Here is a 21,007-nt window from a genome sequence, read left to right on the forward strand (position 1 = left end):
GTCCGCTGGGGACCGCGTTCGGCTTGCGGTTGATGCTGGCCCTACGCGCGTGTGCGATATTGCGGTATCATTGATACTGCTTAAGGCCAATGTGCAAAAATCCACACAAAGGTTGAAACTTATGCGTCTTTTCATGCTTATTTTCATGCTGATCTCTTGTCTGCTGGCGCGATCAGCGAAGGCTCAGGAGACATCCGTCCTGGATGTGGCGGCTCTGCAGGCCAGGCAGGATATCACGCCGCTCGCATGGGCCCTCCTGGAACAGGAAGGTCAGGCCACACCCGAAGAGATTCTGAAGCTTTTTCCTGTGATTGGAAAGAAAGCCAAGGACCTGATGGAGGGCGGTTATCACAACGGCCATTACTGGGTTCGCGTGGCTTTGCGCAACAGCGCGCCGGAGCCGCGGGCGGTTCGGATTCAGGTCAATAACAGGGTGCTCAAGCATTTCGAGTATTTCGCACTGCCCCCTGCATCCGATGAAGCTCCTGCGTTATCGCGCCTGCAGGCTCGTCTGCCGGTTCTTCATCTGGTTCTGGCACCCGGGCAGGAAACGGTTGTTCTGCTCAAAATGCAGTTCAGCCTGCAGGATGATCTGAGCCTGCAGCTGGAACCCACAAGCCTGAAAATGCAGGAAAAAACCGATCGCACCATCTTCGCCGTGCTCCTGCTCTTTGGGATCATCGCGGGTCTTCTCATCTTCAATATTGGGCTCTTTGTCCTCACACGGGATGCCGTCTTTTGCCTGCACGCCCTGGCCGCCTGTTGTCTGTTCGCGGACATTTTTCTTTTGAATGGGCTCTCGTATTATCTTCTGGAAAGCGATCAGTGGAATTATCTGGCACCGGCCTTTGGAAATTATTCGGTGGCGACCGCCATCATTTTCGCGCAAGCCTATCTGAACATCAAAGCCCTGTATCCACTTCTGCATCGCCTCCTCAATGTTGTCACGGTCATTGGGCTGGCCGGTGGCACGTTCCTGCTGATGGGCTTCAGCAAGCAGGTTCTTTATCTGACGGATATGAACCTTATCCTGGTGGCCGTCTTGGGCCTCTCGATCATGTACCTTTTTCCCCCGCACCGGCACCGGGTCATGCGCTTTTACGTGCTCGGCTGGTTCGGTCTTGCAGCGGCCAGCCTCGTCTGGGTTCTGGCCGAGTATGACACCATCGGGCGCAATGTTCTGACGGAAAATTCCCTGAATATCGGCCTCTGTTTTGAAATGATTATCATTTCGCTTGGCCTCGCGGATCAGATCAATCACCTGAAAAATAGATTGAAAGAAAACAATCAGAACCTTGAGGCCCTGGTGGCCGAAAAGACCCGGGATTTGACTTCGATCATGGAACATATTCCGCTGGGCATCTTCATGATCAAGTCGGATTTCAGGATCCATCGTTACCACTCCCGCTATCTGCGGGAAATTTTTCGGGGCCAGGATCTTGAGAAATCCCAGGCTGCCGATCTCATCTTCGGCAGCAGTCACCTGAACTCCGATGAACGGAGCCGTGCCGAGAGCTGTCTCGCAGCCTCGCTCGGGGAGGAGCGGATCAATTTTGATATGAATGTCGAGTCCCTGCCGCTGGAACTCAGGCGTCCTGTCGTTGAAGGCTCCCCGCAGATTTTCGACCTCACCTGGAACGTCATTGAAAACGCCGAAAAAGAGGTGGACAAGATTCTGGTGACCATGCGCGATGTCACCGAGATCCGCAAACTCCAGGAGCTTGCGCGGGATCAGAAGGAGGAACTGGAATTTCTGGGGGAAATCCTGGCCATTCCCACCACAAAATTCCTGCGCTTTATTCAGTCCTGCCGTGACCTCATCCAGGAAAATTTCAAGCTGACGCGTTCCCAGGGTGTTCAGAAGCGCAACCTGGACGTTTTAAAGATGCTCTTTATCAATATGCATACGATCAAGGGCGCGGCCCGCTCGCTGTGTCTCAAGAAAATGGCGGGTATCTTCCACGAGGTGGAACAGTACTATGCCCATCTTCAGGCCAACAGCAATGCCCCCTGGAACGCGGATAAAATGCGCCAGGATCTGGAGGAGGCGCTGGAGATGGTCGCATTCTATGAGAGGATCGCTGAGGAAAAGCTCGGTCGCAGCATCGATCACAGTCATGTGGTGGAATTTCGCATTGAGCAGATCGAGGCGGCCTATCAGGATCTTTGCCGGTCCACCATGAAGGTGGCCCTGCCGGCCGAAGCCATGCAGGGGATTGAACAAGTCAAGGCGCTGTTCCACTATAAAATCTTCCGGGACGCCCGCGAGGTGCTGGAAGAGATCAGTGCCTGCCTCCCGATCCTCGCCAAGGATCTGAAGAAGGAGGTGCCTCAGGTTCAGATCGATACGCGTGGCATTCGCCTCGGGAGCCAGTGTGAGGATTTGTTCCGCAATGTATTTGTCCATCTGTTCAGGAACACCATGGATCACGGGCTGGAGACAGCTGCGGAACGGCAGGGGGCCGGCAAGTCCCGGCAGGGGCGGATCACGATCGCGCTGGAACGTCGTGAGTCCACGGTCGTGCTCGTTTATGCCGATGATGGGCGGGGTCTTGATTTGCAAAGGATTCGTGAGATAGGACGAGGGCGCGGTCTTCTGCGCGCGCCGGACGAGGACAACAACGCGTTGATCGCGGACCTCATCTTTCATTCCGGATTCTCGACGACGGATCAGGTCACCGAAATATCCGGACGCGGGGTGGGCATGGATGCAGTGCGACGCTTTATTCGCAGCATGGGAGGCGATATCTCCCTGCGGCTTGAGACACCGCGGGATCATTTCTGTGCGTTCTCCTTTCTTGTGACCCTGCCATCCGAACTATTTGATCAGCTTCATACGGAGAGTCTGCTTCAGGCTGTTTAACCGTCTCATGTCCATGGCCAAGGACAGATGTCCAAAGGCCAGGACGCTGGATATTTTCTTTTGACAAGAAGCGGTGACGCTTATACAAATCGTGTGCAACGGCGCAGAAGATCCACACGAAAGGATGTCTTATGAAAAATCCGGCTCACATTCTCCTGACAGGTCTCTTCGGATTGTCCTTGGCCGGGGCGGCGCTTGCCGCGGATCAGGATCCACTTTTTAAAGTCACCTATACTCTGCAGGATTATTACAGCGGTCAGCCCATGAGTTCCCACGATGTGCGTGTGCTGATGCAGGATATCCAAAGCGGCGAAATGCTGGAGGAGGGGCAGATCAGTGAATCGGAAAGTGGCTTTCTGGTCCCGTCTGGAACCTATCGCGTCACGGGCGATGGTGCTTTCTGCGGCGTCGTGGAACAGACCGTGACGGTGACCGCCGATACCACGCTGAAATTGATCGGCTGGTGTGAATAAAACCCTGTAAGCCGCCGTGCAGGCCTCTTTCACGATGCCTGCATGAACCCGCAAACCCCTCCGGTAAAGTCCCCATGCTGGACTCCGATAATTCTTACTGAGGTCGAAGAATTCGGGAGACGGAGTGGATTCCCAAAAAACCAAAAAACCTCTTATTAAGTTCAGTAAAAGACGCATACTGAATGGAATAGGACCCTATTCGGCCGTTGGTTGCGCGGCGGTCGCAGCCCTGATGACCCACCTCTTCATTTCGCTGGGGGGCTTTGAGGTCCGGTTTGATTTCTTCGCCTACATTTTCAATCATTTCCTCCTTTCCATCCCGTTTTCACTGGCTTTCTTCCTTAATCTTCCCATGCGCTTTGCCACCGAAAGAAAGACGAAAAAACTCCTCGTCAAACATTTGACGTTCTTTTTCATTCTTATTCACGGGACGGTTGGAACATGTACCATGCTGCGGCAGCTGCCGGATGTCATCAATGTCTATCCAGGGTACTTCTGGTTTACCTATGGCCTCGTGTCTTTCTTTATGGGTGGCGCCAGCTTTTTGAATCTTCTGCTCTATGGCGGAGTCTACTTTGTGTTTGTCTTCCATTCCATGGTGGCGTTTGGGGACTTCACGCTGCACGAGAAATTCACCATCATCTTCATGCTCTTTCAGCTTGTGCACTTCACCCCTGTGGCGTTGCTGGCCCGATCGCGCATCACTGCCATCCGCCACGCCTTTCGGCAAATGGAGAAGGTGTTCTACCCGCATCAGATCCAAATGATCCGACGCGCCAGGGAGCTGGAACAGACCATGCCGACTGCGGCTGGCGAGGCCTGCGTGATCTGCTTTGACATCATCAGCAGCTCGCAGATTCAGCACGAAAATCTGAAAAAATTTCTGCGCAACATCTTTGCCCGTTGCAACACGATCATGATGGAAGGTTACAACGGCATTGATATGGCCGCCCGCGGTTACCGGATCAAGGAGATGGGGGATGGCTTTCTTTGCAGTGTCGGCTATCCCTTCCGCTCCCACGGTGAGTCCCTCGCCCGGGACGCGGTGGACCTCGCGCTGGATTTTCATGAGGTCTTTAAGGATGAAGTGCGGCAGCTCGAATATGACAAACCCATTCACTGCGGACTTGGCATCGCCTTTGATGCCATCGCAGGCTTTTACCCGGAATCGGGGGCCAAGGAATACGACCTGCATGGACGGTCCATCGTTCTGGCCACGCGCTATGAAGCCATGCGCAACTCCCTATTCCCACAAAGGCCGCCGTCCAGTGTCCTGATTCTTCAGGAGAGGGTCTGGAGCAGTTTGAAAGCCGATGAACGCAGCAGGTTTGTCAAAGTCGATCTGCGGGACCGCGGCCTTACGGTGCGCGATGACCCCAAGGCCACCCTCCTTTGCTATCAGCTGCTCGACGCGCGGGCGGACGCTGAGGCCAGCCAACCGGTCCTGCAGGGCCACGATCTGGCGGGATAACGTCCGGATGTTTTCCATCTGAAAACACTTAGCGCATTTGGGGGGAATCCTGCCTTGTCGCGGCCGGGAATATCGCCTATTCCTCGATTTGTCAGACAGGAAAGGAGTATGTCGATGTTCTTGAAATGTGAAATCCTGGCGGCCTCCCTGATCGCCAGCCTCAGTCTCGGGGCCGCGCAGGCCGCCAGTCCCCATACCGTGCCACCACGGGATGAGCCCATTCCTACGGAGATCAAAGTCATCCCGCCGCTGCCTCCGATCAGTGCAGCGGCCTATGAGTCCAGCCAGGATTTTATGGTGGCGATCTTTGGCGGCAAGGCGAAAAAGATCTTCTCTTTCTATTCCGAAGTGAAGACCTATGATTTTGCGTATCCCAATCCTCGCCGGCGTCTGGATGTTGTTTATTTTCCGGACCAGCTGAAGTGTTACCGGCGCATCATGCGCGGCTATGAGGATCAGTTCCGCTGCAATCTGCTCTTTCATCCGGCGCAAGGAACTTCCCTGACGGTGGGAGCCTATACCTTCAAACTGGAACCGACTTTTGATGAGCAGGGTCTTGATCATCTTGTGCTGCAATTGCAAAAAGAGGGCGAGACACGGAGCCGAATTCTGATCGATGAAGAGTGTCCCCATGTCGGCTATGCTGCCATCGTTCAGGGTTCGCTGTCCTGTGCTTATTTTTCCGAGGAAAATGATATATCCGCCGTCCATTTCCCTGACGACATTGATCCGCAGGGTGTGGCTGTGGGTTGGGGTGTTCAGGGCGGGACTATGCAGCCGGATACCAAGGAACTGCGTTGATCATGAGGCAGGGCCGCCCGGGCCCTCGCCACGACGTTCGAAATATTAAAGATTCTGGCTCATGATGCGATGGATGGACTCAAGACCTAGGGCCTTGATGCTGCGATGGAAAATATCCGTGTTATCGAGCGATCCGGCAAAGGCCTCCGCGCCGGCGCCGATCGCGTAAACCGGAACATTCGCGGCACTGTGCGAAAGGGTTCCATCGCTGGCCTTGGGCATGGTCCACTGATACTCCGGGAGGTTGCGCACACCGCGACTCGATCCCACTTTCAATCCACCCGTTTCATGATCCGCTGTTACGATGAGCAGCGTATCAGTGCGACCTTCCATCCAGTTCAGAATCTCGCCGACACTCTGCTCCAGGCCTTTGACCTCGTGAACGGTCTTCTGGAGATCCGCATGGTGCGAGGCCCAATCAATCTTGCCGCCTTCCACCAGAAGGAAGAATCCATCCGGATCCGTGCTGAGCATCTGCAAGGCTTTGCGGGTCATCTGATGCAGTCGGGGTGCCTGGCCCTGAGGATCCTGCTCCCAGGCCAGCTCGTTATTGCCAAAGAGTCCTGCGATGCGGCGCTGGCCCAGATCCGGGGACAGGTTTTCCATTTCGCTGAGCGTGGAAATCAAGGAATAGCCCTTGTACTGAGCCCATTCGGGATTGATTTCCGTGGCCGCGCCCCACAAAAGATTGGGCCGCGCGTCGCTCAAAAGACTGTCGACGATGCCATTGGTTTTCTCGCGAAAATCCTCATGGGCGCCGAAGCCCGCAGGGGTCGCATGCGAGACGGCCACAGTCGTCAGAAGCCCGGTGCTTTTTCCCGCGAGCTTGGCGATTTCCGTAATGTTGGGCACATCACGCGCCTTGGCATCACGTCCGACATAACCATTGATGGTCTTCACGCCGGTCGCCATTGCCGTGGCAGCGGCGGCCGAATCGGTGACCTTGTCGGAAGCCGATGCCGTTGTCATATCGCCTTTGTGCGGGAAGGCTTCAAAATTCAAAGTCCCGTCCCGCCCATGAAAGTACATGCCAGCCGCCTTGACCTGTCCATAGCCCATGCCGTCGCCGACAACCAGGATGAGATTTTTCACAGCGCCTTGCGCCAGAGTTGAGCATCCGAGAAAACCAAGCAGAACAAACAGCCTCATAGAATCTCCTTCCAAAAAGAAGCAGGGATACAGAGCCAGCGGATCCGGCCGATTCCTGAGACCCCGTTATATAAGGTTGTTTGCAGGAAGAACCAGACTCTTTTGTGTCGGATTAATTGGTAATATTCCTGAGCAGGCAAAGTTCAGGCCGCATCCGGAGTCCTTCGCACGTCGTATTTGGGGAGGGTCATTTCAAAGTAAAAGCGACGCGTGGACCCCTGGCTGTCCCGCAGAACCACGCGAATGGAACCACCGGCATCCTCCAGCATCTTTCTGACAGCAGAAAGCCCCACACCGCGTCCCGAGATTTCCGTGACGTTGTCGCGCGTTGATAGGCCGTCCGCAAAGATGAGATCCGCCAGCTCCTCTGCACTCCAGGCACGGGCGGCTGGGATCAGACCCTGGCGGTCGGCTTTGGACCGAATGCTCTCCAGATCGAGGCCCCGGCCATCGTCAGAAAATTGGATGATGATGTGATGAGACCTGGGTTGAATGGACAGCATCAGGGTGCCACCCGGCGCTTTGTTGGACTGAATGCGTTCCGCGTCTGTTTCAATTCCATGATCCATGGCATTACGGGTCAAATGAATAAAAATATTGCGCAGAACAATGTCCTGCCTGGGTGTCAGACGCACTGCAGCCTGCTCGATCTGCAGAACGGGCTCGGCTTTGGCTAGATTGCGGGCGAGTTGCCTTAGGGTTGTCCGCAACTCGTCCAAAAAACCATCCATAGACACAAGACAGGCGTTTTCCAGGGTTTCCCGCAGCTGTCCGTAAGCGGGTTGCTCGCGGACCTGAGTCGGAAGAGAGAGACCATCCAGGAGCTGCAGAGCCTTTTGCAAATCCTTTTGGGGCTCGTGGGAAGCCGCGGAGGCCTCATCCTTGCGAAAGAGCGATGCAGACAGCTCCTGGAAACGCTGCAAAAGGTCAGCAAAGGTTTGAAATTTCCTCTCGAGACTATCGCCGGTCAAAGTATGGTTGCGTGCTTTCTGCAATTCATCCTCGATGCTGTGAAGGATGTCCGTGAGTTGTTTAAAATGCAGAAGGCGCGAAATGCCTTTCAGTGTATGTGTTCTGATGAAGAGATCCGCGAGGGATTCCTTGTCTCCATGAGCCAGGAGGGTGAGGGCCGGCAGGCTTTGATCCAGGTATTCCTGGGCCTGTTGGAAAAAGCGGCTCATCTGCAGAGGATTGACATTGAGAAGTTCATTGAGAATGAGCACAGTTTCCGTTTGTTGCTGGTTCTGCGCCAGCAATTTGCGGTGTTCGGTCACATCCCGTATGGCGACCAGGATGCGTTCCGTTTTTCCCTCCTGATTGATCACGGGAATCCAATCACATTCCAGAATCTGCTGGCTGGCGTCCGCGAGTTCCCGAATCAGTTCAAAGGGAAAAAGACTGCGATTCAAGTCGAAGTTGACAGCATCCTCGCCCAGCACGCTGACCAGAGCGCTGCGTATCTGCGACAGCTGATCGCCTGTGAGAGCCGTGCGATCGAAAAACAGTTCCACCGCATCGGCCCCATCGATGTTGCGATCGCGGAAAATTTCCGTGGCCACGGCCGAGTATTCAGAATCCAGCCGGCCATCCGTATTGATCGTGAAAATCGCCTGCTTGATATGGGCGAGGATGGAATGAATCTTGGCGGTTTTCGAGGCCACGATCTCTTCCACGTTCAAAAGGTGCTCGCGCAGTTCCTGGTTCAGGCGCGCGATCTTTTCGGAGTCGCTCTTTTCCCTCTGCTCGATGAGTTTTCCGAGACCGAGCGAAAGCGCCAAGGCCAATGAGGATTGGCTGATGGGCGTTAACAGCTCCAGCAGCCCGAGATAGGGCGCATTCAGAAAGATTATTGAGACACTATAAAACAGCTGAAAAAGCATGGGTGTGGCCCCGACAATGTAGTAGCGTGCCACCCTTTGACCGGAACGGAGCGAGCAGACCAGAAAATGAGCGGCCACGAGTCCGCTGCCCAGAGGGAACAGCAGGACGTTCAAAAAATGTGCGCCAAACGGCAGAAAAGGCAGAATGAACAATAAAGCCAGCTGGACCCGTTCCCACTTTTTCAAGGCCTGGTCCAGGCGCGGGGTCGGATCCCTCGGGATGATCAGTTGGCAAAAACGCAGAGCGGTGATGGATATGAAGAGGTAGGTCAGGTAAATGCCCTTCTGATAAAGCCACGCGCTCCATGCCTCAGAAAAAATGAATCGGGTGAGACCCAGGCTGATCACACTCATGGCCCAGACGGATGAAAGGAAAAGCACATAGGCCAGGTGCGTGGGATCGCGATGCGTCAGGAAGAGGAAAAGATGCTGCAGTATAAAGATCAAAGGGATGACCATGAGCATCATGAGCAGAATGAATTGCCCCTGGCCTCCCTCCTGAAAGCTGTTTTCGTCCCACAGATAAAGGTTCAAACGCTTGGGAACACCTCTCACCTCAAACCAATAGGTGTGTTCACCGGGAGGAACCTGGAGTCTGAAAACCGGAAAGTTATGGATCTGCCCGGCCAGCCGCGTGCCTGTGTTCGCGTAAGACAGCGTGTGCAGTGCTTGAGAGTTTTCGTCAAAAAGTTGGATGGATGGGGTAAAGACGTGGCGCTGCTCCAGATAAATGGTGCGCGGCACCTGGGATTCGTTGCGGAGGATCAAACGCGCATAAGCTGTCCCCTTCCGAAAGCCGGCATCCAGTGTGGGGCTGGTGTTGACGGCCAGGGCGGGCAGGGGAGACGCAGGCGGCCGAGCCCATGCCTGATCATCGGAGACAAGGACGTAGCTCAGATGAAAGCCAATCGGTTCACCCTGGTGCGAGGTGCTGAGAGTGAGAGCAGGCTGCGCGACAAGGGAGCCTGATGGCATCAGTAATATGAGAAAAGAAATGAAATGCAGCACGGCTCTCATCATGAATCTTTGTCCGACGTGAGGTAAGTCAGGGCAACCATGGACGTATCGGCAGGAATTCAAAGAAATTGAACTGTGCCGGGAAGCCCATGCTGGGCAAGGGGTCCCCGAGCCAGCAGCCGGTCCGATCTCTTACTTCCGCGGACGATTTCAGCAAGTCATAGGTGAATTTCATGGACGGTTCTGCAATATTGCAGACCAGGGTTTCGTCTGAACCTAGGCGAAGACCTTTTCCCTTCCAACCTTTAAGGATGCATGTCATGTCAATCCAAGCGTTCAAGCCGGGACCTTTCACCCGTCGTCGGAAATTTCTGGCTGGTCTGGGCCTCGTGGTCCTTGTGCTGGCTGCCATCGGCTGGAAGCAGATGCAATCCAACCCCCAGGACGCATCCAAGTTCTTCAAAGTACAAAGAAAAAACATAGCTCAGACGCTGCAGCTCTCAGGCAAGATCGTTCCGGAAAAGACCATGGTGGTGACCGCGCAACAGTCGGGGCGCATCATTTCCCTCGACGTCAAGGAAGGCGCCAAGGTTCAAGCCGGTGACCGCCTCTTCACCATGCAATTGGAAGCCGCCGGACAAACGGATCTCATGAATCTGCGCGCGCACGTCCGGGCCTTGGAGCATGAAGTCGGTTCGGCCGCAAAACTCGTCAAAAATAAGAATCTGGTTAAAGACTTGATTGGCGTGGATCAGGTGGCTCGTGAGGAAAGTGAACTCGGAAAACTCAAACTGGAGCTGGCTTCAGCCCGGCAACGGCTCAGTATCATGGAAGCCAATCTGGGACTGGCCCAGGCGGAACCCACGGTGCGGAAGTCGGCCGTCTCGACTGGACTCGTCTATGTGCGTTCGCCGATCGAAGGGATTGTCACGCTTGTGGATAAAAGGCCCGGTGACTTTGTTCTGGGTGGCGCTGGCATGAGCGCCGGCGTCTCGGAAATCGGCGGGAGCAACGAGCGCATGGTGATGGTGGTCGCGGATATGACCAATATTCAGGTGAAGATCAAGGTCATGGAAGCGGATTTGCGTTTCGTCAAGGCCGGTCTGCCGGTCAAGGTGCGGTTGGATGCTTATCCGGATGTGGCCTACGACGGTCGCGTGGAACAGATCGGGGGCCAGGGCCGCGCGGAATCCAAGGCGGGTTACACCTATTTCGATGTTTATGTGGGCATCCATCAAAAGGATGCGCGCCTCCTGCCTGAGATGAATGCGACCGTGGATTTGATTTTCGCAGAGCAGGAAAATGCTCTGACGCTGCCTGTGTCCTGCGTGCTCATGCTTCCCACGCAATCCTATGTGCGGCTGCCGGATGCCAAGGAAGCTTCGGGCTTTCGCTATGCACCGGTCGAAACCGGAGCGGTGAACGCTACGGATGTGCAGATCGTCTCCGGTTTGAAGGAAGGCGATCAGGTGATGGAAATCGACTTTGCCTCACCGCAGATTTTTGATGTCGCCCAGGGCACGCAAAATGCGGCTCCGAAAAAAGAGGTGGTGAAGCAGTGAAAGATTCCGCTTCGCTGATCGATATTCAGGAACTTTCCTATCGTTATGGACGTGATGCTGCCGCTTTCCTGGCTCTGAAAAATATTTCGCTGCAGATCAAACAGGGCGAATTCGTAGCCATCACCGGTGCCTCGGGTTCCGGCAAGTCCACTCTCATGAATCTTCTGGGGACTCTGGCCACCAGCCAGGAAGGTGTGTTTGCCGTGAGCGGGGAAAACACGGCGAATCTTGAGCCGGATGCCCTGGCTTCCCTGCGCAACCGTACCATCGGTTTTGTTTTTCAGCAGTTTCACCTCCTGCCGCGTCTGACCATTCTGGAAAATGTCATGCTGCCGCTTAATTACATGCAGCCGCGGCCGACCGCCACCGTGCGGGCTGAGTATCAAAAACGGGCGATGGAATTGCTGGGCCGCCTGGGGATCCAGGATCAGGCTCTGAAATTGCCGACGAGTTTGAGTGGCGGACAAAAGCAAAGAGCCGCGATTGCCCGCGCCCTGCTGCTCAACCCCGCCGTGCTCCTTGCGGATGAACCGACGGGTGCTTTGGATTCCCATAGTTCCACCGAGGTCATGAAAATTTTCGCGCAGCTTCATGCTGAAGGCCGTACGGTGATTCTGATCACGCATGATCCCGAAGTCACCCGCGTTGCGAAAAGACGCATTGAACTCAAGGACGGTGTGATCGTCGGAGACTTTGAGCAGCCGGGAATACCCCTGGACACGGACGCAGCCCCAAAGCCTTCCACCCCTGATGTTCCCAGGCCGGGCTGGTTTTCCCAATGGCAATCGCTGGCGCCCTTGCGTCAGGCCTGGCAGGCTCTGGTGTCCTCGAAACTGCGCTCAGCCTTGACCTGCCTTGGGCTGATTATTGGTGTGACCTCGATCACGACCATGCTCACGCTGGGGACCGCGGCGCAGGATGTCATTCTCAAAATTTTCGATCGCGTCGGGGCCGACCGCATTTACATAGGGCTTGATTATCAGGCCTCCCGCACGAATACCAACGGGTATTGGCAGGGTGTGCATGTTGATCAGGATCTTCCCAGTCTGCAGGCGACCTTTGCCGACTATGGACGCGTTTCCATGCTCTGGGGGGACTTCAATCAGAATGCTGTCGTGGGAGGAGTCTCGACCGAAGTCAAGCTCGATAGTCTTGGCAGTCTGCATGACTTTGTCGATCAAGGCCTTAAGATAACCAAGGGGCGCATGATCGCCCCCCATGAATTTGATAAAGCCGGGGCCGTGGCGCTGGTCGGTTCGGACTTTGCCGAATCGATGTTCCCCAAACACTATGCGGGTCGCTACACGAATCCCGAGTTTCCGTTGGGCGAAATCATCTCGCTGCGCGGTCGCCTGCAAACGGCGGTGACCATCGTCGGTGTGCTGGGCAAGCGGGATACCACGTTCAGCGAGAAGGATATCAATGCCCGCATCTTCGTGCCTTTATCCCTCTTGATGCATTACACCACTGACAAACGCAGCACCTGGATCTCGGTCGTTCCCAAGCCCGGCGTTTCCCATCGCTGGCTGGCGGACTCGGTGGTGCATTATCTGCGGCTGAAAACCGCCATGAAGTATCCATTCCGCGCCGAAGTTCCCGAGGAATTCATCGGCCAGATCATGCTCTTCATTACGATTTTTCAGGCCTTGACGACTCTCATCGGCGGTCTCTGCATCCTGGTCGGTGGGATTGGGATCATGAACATCATGCTGGTCACGATCGCCGAGCGGATCAAGGAAATTGGTCTGCGCAAGGCCTTGGGCGCCACCGGCCGGGATATCGTCTGGCAGTTTCTGGTGGAATGCATGCTGCTCTGTGTGGTCTCGGGTGTGGTGGGAACCGTGATTGGCGCGGTCTTTTGCAATGTGGTGGCTCTCGTGGGTCATGCCGCGTTGCCGGAAGTGATCCCGCGGCAGCTGCTCTTGAATCCCTTGGGTTTGATCCTGGGTCTTGGCACCGCCGTCGTGTGCGGTATGACCTTTGGAATGATGCCGGCGTTGCGCGCCTCAAAGCTTGATCCCAGCGAAGCGCTGCGAAGTGAATGAAAAGGAGTCCTATGTCATCGTCTTCTTCATGGATATTGGTTCTGCTGGCGGCGCTCGCGGCGGCTCCGGGTTACGCTCAAACGAAGCGCATGCAGGATGTTGCGAAACTGCTCGGCCTTGATGCCAGCAAGGATTCCGCGGCGGCCAAGGAAGCAGAAGCGGCCATGGCGCGCCTTGTAAAACGAGGCATGGATTCGCATCCCGCTTTGAAGATCCGCGAAGCCGAACTGCAGGCCAGCCGCGCCCGAGTTGATGCCGCACAGGGTCATTATCAGCCCACTCTCTCCGTCAATGCCAGCGCCAGGCAGGAGCAACGGCAAGACCTGAACAACGAGGAGAAATCGCAGGCGGACGGCCACAGCATGAGCCTTGTGCTCAGGGAAAACCTGTGGCGCGGAGGGCAGGATGCCGGTCAGGTGGATCTTGCCAGGCAGGACGCGACGCTGGCCGAAATTCGGAAATTTCACGAAAGCGAAGGGCTCACGTTCCGCGTGACCGAGGCCGCGCTCGACTATAATTTCCGTTATTTTCGGCAGCTGATTGATGCGGCTTCGCTGGCCGATGCCGAGGAACTGCGTGCGCTGGCTGAACGTAAATTTCAGGCGGGCCAGGTCGGAAAAATTGATATCCACCTGGCAGGCATGCGGGAAAGTGCGGCGCGGTCCTCCGCGGCCCGGGCTTCCATCGAAAGGCAGCAGGCTTATCATAAGCTCCTGAATGTTCTCGGCCCTCAGGAATCCCCCGAGGGTCTGAAGCAGGATATCGAGGCGCTGACCCAGGCGGCCCTTCCCCTGCCCGAGGCCTTGCCGGAACTCAAACCGGTTCCCGGACCGACCCTCATGGAAAAAAGTTCCATCGCTCAGCAAAAACGCGCGGAGATCACTCTGGATCAGAATTATCGCCGCCGCTTCATGCCGCAGATTGATCTGGTGGGCACGCTGGGACGCGATCAAAACCGAAGCTGGCTGCTCGATGATGCCGACCAAAAAGCTCTCAGCAAAGCCAACGGTACCTCGCTGCAGCTGGAATTTTCCTGGAATCTTTGGGATCGCTCTCAGGACCACCTGATCCGCGCGGCAGCTGCAGAAAAGAATGCGGCCCATCGTGAAGTGGAGGTCGCCCGCCATGAAGTGAACATGGAAACCGAGCGTCTGCGCAACCTGATTGCGGAACTGCACCAATCGCTCGGGTACTCCCGTGCAGCCTATCAGCAGGCCGGTCAGCTCTATGATGCGCAGCGCCGCCTCTATGAAACGGGTGTGATCGGGCTGCAGCCTCTCATGGATGCCGAACGGGAAAAGCGCGAGGCCATTGGCAACTGGCAGCAGAGCATGCACGAACTTCAGCTCAGTCTTCTCCACTGGCAGGCCCTGGAGCGGGGCTACCTGGCCTCCGGTTCCATACGCGAGGGATAGGATCCTGGAATGACTGTCAGAAAATACACCTCTGTCGAACCCTTGGGCTATCTGACGCCAGAGTTGCTGTGAAAAATCATCCCGTTAAGTCTGGATGGTTTTTTGCATCATATTGTGAAGCAACCCATTAATAAAATTGATGTCTTGTAAGAATCACGGGTGATGCTTCAACGGAGTCAAGGGGTTCTTTTTATGGTTTCCTCTCTGCTGCAACCTGTCCAAGCCTCACAGTCAACAGTAGCGATCGTGAGCTACAAAGGCCGCTTCCGGGATCGCTGGAGCCTCTTCCGCTCGCATTTCCCGCAGTGGCGGTCGGCGCCTTTGGTTCCCTTCTGGAAAAAGAGCTTTCGCTTTTTTCCCAACCATAGGTTTCAAACCCTGCTCTGGCAGATGATGGATCAGGTCGTACAAGGTCAGGAGGCGATGCTTTATGTGCTGGAGCCGAAGAACGCCAAAGGCCCGCTCCATGCCATCGCCCTGCACGAGGTGCTGGCCGCGCACGAAGACCGGTACCAGGCTTTCCGCGCGATCAGCGAGGAGGTCGGGGCTATCTTCCACGCCGCCCACGGTCTGGATGAGCTGAAAGGCAAGGACTCCCGTTATCATATCCTGCCGCGGGATGTCATGCAGAGTGAGGTTCTCCATTCCCCTGAGGTGCAAAAATTCGTCGGCGTGATGACAGAGTCCGGCGTCGACGGTGAAAAGCTGGCCGCAAAGTATCTCAAGGAAATCATCGGGGAACGGCATTACTTTTACTCGAAGCTCGTGAATTTCGTGGTATTCAAGGCCCTGAAGCGGTTTTTCTTCCGCGTGGAACTGGAAGGCGTCGAGCGCATGCTGGAGCTGGAACGGAAGCACCAGGTGGTTTATCTGCCGACCCATCGCAGCCATATCGATTTCCTGGCGATTTCGCATCTGCTCTATGAACATCAGATCGAAGCGCCCTATATCGCCACCAGCAATCATCTGAATTTCTTTCCGGTCAGGATCATTCAAATGGTCTCTGGCTACTTTATTCGTCGCAAGAAGATGGACCCTCTTTATAACGCGATCCTTTATCAGTACATCAACGCCATGCAGCGTTATGGCAAGCCCCATATGGTCTTTGTGGAAGGAACTCGTAGCAAAACGGGCGAGGTCCTGCAGCCCAAGGCCGGTATCGTGTCCCAGTACATCAATGCCTATGTCGAGCAGCAGGCTCGTCCCATCGTGTTTGTTCCGATCAACATCACCTATGATTTTGTGGTCGAGGGAGACTCTTATCTGGAGCATATCTTTGAATTCCGTCAGGAACGGAACGCTCTGGATGAGGAACATAAAAAGGCTTTTGACCAGCATGTGAGTGCCCGGAAGCAGCGGAGCCTGTGGAGCAAAGCCAGAAGCCTGCTGAAAGCGATCATCAGCGCACCACCCAAGGGTAGCGCCTACCTGAAGGCCGGCGCGCCTATCTTCCTGAATGATGTTCTGGATGCGCATCGGCCGGATTGGAAATCCCTGCCTGTGACGCGAAACGAGGCCATACCTGATGCCTGGATTCGTGAACTGGCTCATCGTATCGCCCGCTATGCCTGCGTTGAGATCAATCGCATCTCGCCGCTGACGCCCGGCTCGCTGGTTGCCACGGCCCTCCTGGCCAGCCAGGGACGAGCCCTGTCGGCAGGTGAGCTGATGGCTTATGTGGATACGACCTCGGAATTCTGGGCCAAGGCCTATGGCATGGAATTCAAACATTCGGCAGCGAGCCTGGAGGACACGCTCGCGGCCATACCTTATCTCAACCAGTGTCGCCGCCGCAGTGAACGACGTTCACCACAGGTGACAGCCGCGCAAAGGAACCTGCGGAAGGGCGATCGACGCCAGGCACAAAAGGTCTTCCTTGCGCCGATGGATAGTCTGCGGTCGACTTATATCCGCAATAACGTGATCCATAGCTTTGTCATTCCTCACCTACTCTCGCGGCACCTCGTGAATTCCAACATGGTTTTGCGGGACGCGATCCGGGAGGATTTTTTCAGTCAGTATGAAGCCCTCAAGCAGATGTATCATCTCCCTTGGGAAGTGGACGGAGCCTGGCAGAAGATGGAGCAGTTCCTTCAGCTGTTTGAAGAAAAGGGTCTGCTCAGCCAGGGACCGGAGGCGATTCTGGTGAATCACCGCGAGGATGTGCTGACCATTCTTGGGATCTATGCGCGCTCGCTGAAGCTGGCTTGAAAGGAAAAGGCCGACCCCGCTTTGGGGTCGACCGGTAGGATGGACCCGGTATCAACCTGCAGGGCAGAAGGTGATATTCAACTGCTGCCCATTCACGCAGGAGTGAAACCCACTTTCCTCAGCTGCCGGCGGAAAGTCATCGTACGCCAGAGCATAGATTCCAGGACAGGTTTCATGTGCCCACCGCGCATAGGTATTGTAGGGTGGGTTCTTATAGTAATTCCCCGTGTTGACATTGTAGGGATCATGCAGCATGCCGCGATTGAGGGCGGCACAGTACTTGGGATTTTGACTGAAGAACGGACCGGAACATGCATAAACCTCGGCTGTGCTGGCTCCCCGTGCCCCCTGACAGTCCCCGTAACGATCCGCACATTCATTGATTCTGCCATCGAGCGCCCGACAGTAGGCGTGATGCCGCGTGCCAGGGTCCAGGCAGAACGTGCGGGCGGAGAGACATTTGTCGGCCGTCCTGAGATGCGCGGGGCAGCCATTCAGAATCTGCGAGACAGGCCGGTTACAGCCCGCTGGACGGCAGTCTCCGCCGCCCCCGATGGAGGATACGGAGACCGGCAGTCCAACCCAATCCACATACGTGATGTTGTAATGCAGGACCTGCTCGCCATGAGGATTGCGATCGAAGGTCATTTCCACCTTTTCAATCTGATTTTGCCTGGGCCCGTTCTTATAAGCTTCGACCCGGGCCGCCGTCCAGAGGGAAGGCGCATGATAAACGCGGGTGGCCCCGGTCGTAAGCGGGGCATCATCCGGTCCCAGTACCTCCTGGGAGCCGAAGGCATGAATCCAGAGAGTAAAGGGACAGTTGTTGCGAACCTGAATGGGAATTCGATCCGCCGTGAACTCCTCGGCCTGTCCTGAGATGGAGCCGACGAGAAGCCCTGGCAGGATCCAGCGAACCGCCTGTTTCAAAAACATCATAGTGTACCCCCTTAAGGCAATAAAGATGCAGACAGACTCAACCTTGAGCCTGTTGTCGCGTTGCATTCAGATCGCCGGTGAAGGGGACACGGTTCGTCAGCCTTCATCCGACGGGGTTTGACCCGTTGTCACGTCCAGCCAGGCGGGACGCAAGCCGCTGGCGTTTTCCCGTGAGGGAATGAAAAGGTTGGTGGAACCCTGGGCATCCACAATAAAGCTCAGCTGCACGAGCTGACTTTGCAGCGCCGCATGCACCTGGTCTGTGACATCAAAACGCAGATGGTTATCCACCCAGGATGCCGGCAGGGAAAGCGGTTCACTGTCAGGCGCCGTGTTGTAGGTCACTGTCGCTTCATTCCAGTCACCCTGCACAAGACTCAGAGTAAAATCCGGCAGTCCCGCGCCCACGGTCTGGCCAGGAAGCACGAGCCAGACCCGATCATTCGCCGTGATGCCGCTCAGATCAAAGCCGAGCAGAGCACGGGCCTGATGATGATAACGACCGGCATCGACAGTAGCCTGGAAGCCGAAATTTTGATCGGCTACGCCTGACCCACAGCAAAGACTTTGGGAAATCAGTGAGGCATCCTTGGCCACGGGGCGCTCCCAGGCCCCTGACGTTGATGCCAGAGCAAGAGTCAGTGCTGCTGCTGTCCATGAAAGTCGCATTGTTTCTCCTGAGTGGTTTCAAGGCGTGCCGGTTCCTGGCCAACGCCACAGGGCGCCGCGGATGAAGACCTTCGCACGCGGGACGAATTATGATCGTAGTTATAACAAACAAAATGGTGAACCGGGCAAGCGGTTTTTCAGCGCCGCTTTGTTAATTTTTTTCATCCCAAACTGTTGTGTCAGAGTGCTTTGACGAATTTATCCTGGAAAGACAGCAATTTTTTCTGACGTAATTCGTACTGGCTGCAAACTAATACCGAGACGCTGGCAGCGTATGATCGAACTCCGGACATAATCGTCTGAATTGTGACGCCCGCCGACCTTTTGAATCCTAAACCCTTGAAACCCGAGGATGTTGGGAAAGCGAACAGTGGAAAAAATTTTGGCGGAATCGGAAAAACCTGAATGAAATTTCAGGAGTCGGTCCCGCGCTTCCCGCCGGCGCCCTGTGCAGTTATGCGGATTTAGCTGGCTTTACGGCCAGTAAGGTTTGGCACTCAAATTGTATAAAGCAGAACGAACCATAAGCTAAACAGATGCTACCTTTGGCTTTTTGCAAGCTCGCGTTCTGCGTGCATGCCTCAGGGGTGGCTTGTTTCCAAAGAACAGAGTTCATACAGAACATGCTGTACTCAGGCAGCCGTGGACTGTTGCATCCATTTTCCAGGGGAGTGCGTTATGAAGTTTTGTGGCCATGCAAGCAACTTTGTTCAGATTCTGCTCGTTGGTGGCATCCTGATCCTGCCGGTGGCGTGTGTCAGGCCTCCTCAAAAGAGCAGCACCAGTTCGGTGTCGTCCGATCAACCCAAAGACAATACGGTCGCACCGGTGGCGGAAGGGGAATCCAACCCCATTCTGGCCAAGGAAGGAGGCCCGTCGCCGATGGAGGAGGATAAGGGATTCACCTTCATCAAGCAAAAATGTGCCGCCTGCCATAATCTGAAAAACCCGGTGGGCGGTTTTGATAGCGCGGATGATGAGCAAAGAATGATCGACAGTGGACGTTACCTGGTGCCCGGACAGCCGGACGCCTCGCTGGTATACACGACCCTCGCGCCGCAAGGCAACATGCCTCCGAGCCAGACGGTTTCGGAAGAGGATCGCAAACTGGTACGGGATTGGATCCTTTCGCTCGGTTCGAAGCCGCGCACGCCGATTCCTGATGCCACGCTCCTGACCATGATGCGGCAGGATCTGGAACAGAATGTTCCCGCTGCCGAGCGCGCCACCACCCGATATTTCAGCTTTCAAAATGTTTACAATCGCGGGCTGCCCGACAAGAAGATGGCGATTCTGAACATGGCCTTGAACAAGACCATCAACAGCCTTTCCTTTGCCGATGAGATCGTAATACCAACTCCGGTCGGGGACAAGGGCGTCCTGGTACGGGTGAACCTGAACGCCATCGACATGAATCGCGATAACTTCGACAATACGGTCGAGTCGTACTATCCCTTTATGGAAACCTTTAATAACGTGGCCAGCGATCCGACCTCAGCGACCGCGGCCGCCGATCATAACTTCCTTCGTCAGGCCACAGGAACGCAAGCTTATATGGTCCGTGCCGACTGGTTTGTCGCCACCGCGACGCTGCCGGTTCCCTATCAGGAATTCCTGAATCTGCCGAACACGGTTCAATCCCTGGAGAACAGGCTCGGGATCGACGCCTTCCGCAATATCCGGGACAATGCCGTGATGCGGTCAGGTTTCAAGCGATCGAACGTATCCTCTCAGAACCGTATCATCGAGCGCCATGTTTCCCAATCCGGACGCAGTTACTGGCTGAGTTATGACTTCGCTCTGGAAGAGGACAACCAGAATATCTTCAACAATCCGCTGGGTCCCGTCGGCATCGGCTTTGAAAACCGCGCCTTTGAACAGGACGGTGGCGAAGTGATCTTCCATCTGCCGAACGGCATGCTGGGTTATTACCTCCTGAACGGCCAGGGGAATTCCATTGACCGTGGACCGCAGACGGTGGTGCGCAAGGAGGATGGGCCGCGGCGCCTGCAGTCCAATATCGTCAACGGATTCTCGTGTATGTCCTGTCATGCGCGTGGGTTTTTGGTTCAGGACGACAATGTTCGCGAGTTCGCTCAGGTATCGACCAACTTCTCGCAGTCGGAAAAGGATAAGGTCAGCAAACTTTATGTCGACAAAGCGACATTGAGAAAGGCCATCGACGATGATAACAAGATCCATTTCGCGGCTTTGAAAAAGATGAATATCGATCCGTTCCAGCCCGATGTTGTGCAGCTCGGATTTGGTTACTACCATCAGGATTTGACCAGCGAGGATGTGATGAAGGAACTGCAGATCGATCAGAAGCAGCTCGATCAGCTCCTGACGAGGCAGCCGTTTGCCAGCCGCTGGGTGGCGCTCAGTACTCCGGGTGGCCGCCTGAACCGGGAGGAATTCAACCTGTTTTATGGTCGGGCTGTGAATGACGTGCATGAGAAAAAGCGGATGATACTGCCCTTCCGCGGGGACTATATTCCGAATCCGACCTGCCTTGCACCGGTGGATCTTTTGATGAACACGTGTATCAACGATCTCAACAATCCGTAAGGAT

General features: G+C 55.4%; 13 protein-coding genes. 9 read left to right on the forward strand and 4 right to left on the reverse strand.

Going from position 1 to position 21,007, the window contains the following annotated elements:
* Positions 1–145: 145 nt before the first annotated feature.
* From OLTU_RS13480 to OLTU_RS13495, 4 genes are all read left to right on the forward strand, one after another.
* On the forward strand, positions 146–2,863 hold the full coding sequence (locus OLTU_RS13480; protein ID WP_218110019.1) for a 7TM diverse intracellular signaling domain-containing protein: 2,718 nt from the start codon (positions 146–148) through the stop codon (positions 2,861–2,863).
* Positions 2,864–2,994: 131 nt separating this feature from the next.
* Positions 2,995–3,336, forward strand: coding sequence for a hypothetical protein (locus OLTU_RS13485; RefSeq protein WP_141733289.1), 342 nt, complete (start codon positions 2,995–2,997; stop codon positions 3,334–3,336).
* A 124-nt stretch (positions 3,337–3,460) separates the two neighbouring features.
* Positions 3,461–4,807: an adenylate/guanylate cyclase domain-containing protein gene (locus tag OLTU_RS13490; protein ID WP_141733290.1), complete on the forward strand. Its 1,347-nt coding sequence runs from the start codon at positions 3,461–3,463 to the stop codon at positions 4,805–4,807.
* A gap of 114 nt (positions 4,808–4,921) precedes the next feature.
* On the forward strand, positions 4,922–5,608 hold the full coding sequence (locus OLTU_RS13495) for a hypothetical protein (protein ID WP_141733291.1): 687 nt from the start codon (positions 4,922–4,924) through the stop codon (positions 5,606–5,608).
* Positions 5,609–5,653: 45 nt separating this feature from the next.
* Here OLTU_RS13495 and OLTU_RS13500 read toward each other — a convergent pair whose 3' ends face one another.
* Both OLTU_RS13500 and OLTU_RS13505 read right to left on the reverse strand, forming a co-directional pair.
* Positions 5,654–6,757, reverse strand: a complete 1,104-nt coding sequence (locus tag OLTU_RS13500) for an alkaline phosphatase (protein ID WP_141733292.1) — start codon at positions 6,755–6,757, stop codon at positions 5,654–5,656.
* 143 nt (positions 6,758–6,900) lie between these two features.
* Complete coding sequence (locus OLTU_RS13505; RefSeq protein WP_218110020.1) at positions 6,901–9,612, reverse strand: 7TM diverse intracellular signaling domain-containing protein; 2,712 nt, start codon at positions 9,610–9,612, stop codon at positions 6,901–6,903.
* Between the two features lie 302 nt (positions 9,613–9,914).
* Here OLTU_RS13505 and OLTU_RS13510 point away from each other — a divergent pair, with 302 nt between their 5' ends.
* The 4 genes from OLTU_RS13510 (at position 9,915) to OLTU_RS13525 (ending at position 16,827) form a co-directional block, all read left to right on the forward strand.
* On the forward strand, positions 9,915–11,156 hold the full coding sequence (locus OLTU_RS13510) for an efflux RND transporter periplasmic adaptor subunit (protein WP_176736594.1): 1,242 nt from the start codon (positions 9,915–9,917) through the stop codon (positions 11,154–11,156).
* Entirely contained in the window at positions 11,153–13,201 is a 2,049-nt protein-coding gene (locus tag OLTU_RS13515; RefSeq protein WP_141733295.1) for an ATP-binding cassette domain-containing protein, read from the forward strand. Before OLTU_RS13510 ends, OLTU_RS13515 begins: the two co-directional genes overlap by 4 nt.
* Positions 13,202–13,212: 11 nt before the next feature.
* Positions 13,213–14,616, forward strand: coding sequence for a TolC family protein (locus tag OLTU_RS13520; RefSeq protein ID WP_176736595.1), 1,404 nt, complete (start codon positions 13,213–13,215; stop codon positions 14,614–14,616).
* A gap of 246 nt (positions 14,617–14,862) precedes the next feature.
* Positions 14,863–16,827 carry a 1-acyl-sn-glycerol-3-phosphate acyltransferase gene (locus OLTU_RS13525; RefSeq protein WP_218110021.1) on the forward strand — a complete coding sequence of 655 codons (1,965 nt, stop codon included), beginning with the start codon at positions 14,863–14,865 and terminating at the stop codon, positions 16,825–16,827.
* 51 nt (positions 16,828–16,878) lie between these two features.
* Here the strand turns inward: OLTU_RS13525 and OLTU_RS13530 are convergent, their stop codons facing one another.
* A complete protein-coding gene (locus OLTU_RS13530) occupies positions 16,879–17,766 on the reverse strand; it encodes a beta-1,3-glucanase family protein (protein WP_176736597.1) in 888 nt (295 codons plus the stop codon).
* A 96-nt stretch (positions 17,767–17,862) separates the two neighbouring features.
* Complete coding sequence (locus OLTU_RS13535) at positions 17,863–18,435, reverse strand: DNRLRE domain-containing protein (protein ID WP_141733299.1); 573 nt, start codon at positions 18,433–18,435, stop codon at positions 17,863–17,865.
* A 678-nt stretch (positions 18,436–19,113) separates the two neighbouring features.
* Here OLTU_RS13535 and OLTU_RS13540 point away from each other — a divergent pair.
* Positions 19,114–21,003: a c-type cytochrome domain-containing protein gene (locus OLTU_RS13540; protein ID WP_176736598.1), complete on the forward strand. Its 1,890-nt coding sequence runs from the start codon at positions 19,114–19,116 to the stop codon at positions 21,001–21,003.
* Positions 21,004–21,007 lie beyond the last annotated feature (4 nt).

Origin of the sequence: Oligoflexus tunisiensis (genome assembly GCF_001748245.1) — a bacterium.
GTDB classification, from domain to species: Bacteria; Bdellovibrionota_B; Oligoflexia; order Oligoflexales; family Oligoflexaceae; genus Oligoflexus; species Oligoflexus tunisiensis.